The sequence below is a fragment of the Wenzhouxiangella sp. YN9 genome (genome assembly GCF_056324165.1).
Window position 1 is genome coordinate 1 of sequence record NZ_JBJNIP010000090.1, and the last position, 410, is coordinate 410.

Genomic DNA, 410 nt, shown 5'->3' on the forward strand with positions numbered 1-410 from the left:
CCGTGCGGCAGGGCATCGGCTTCGGCCAGCAGCCGCTTCTTCTCGGTTACGCTAAACCGGCGTCGGGTACGCTTCTCAAGGCGCGGGTCGGTGACAACTTCGTTGGAATCAGACATCTCTTCGCTCCGTAAGCGCCCTGACTGTTACAGATAAAACCGATCAGGTACTGTTGGTAGGGATGTAGACACAAAGGTTGGCGGCTGGAGCGCATCTTCCTGACCAGGTGCAGAAAGAACAGCAGCGAGCCGTCCGACACCCGCGGCAGGCCGCGGCCGAAGCGGCCATCGAAGCCCTTGTGCTTGTGCTCGTCGCCGACTTCCTTGCGCACTTTCTTCCAGTCCACCCCGAACGGCGGATTGGCTAGCATGAAGTCGAAATGCTCGCCGGCCAGCTGGTCGTCGGACAGGGTA

At 60.7% G+C, this 410-nt stretch carries 1 pseudogene; it reads right to left on the reverse strand.

The window, feature by feature from the left end:
• Positions 1-193: 193 nt before the first annotated feature.
• Positions 194-410, reverse strand: a pseudogene (locus tag ACEWQ0_RS07255) (N-6 DNA methylase); the annotation flags it as partial.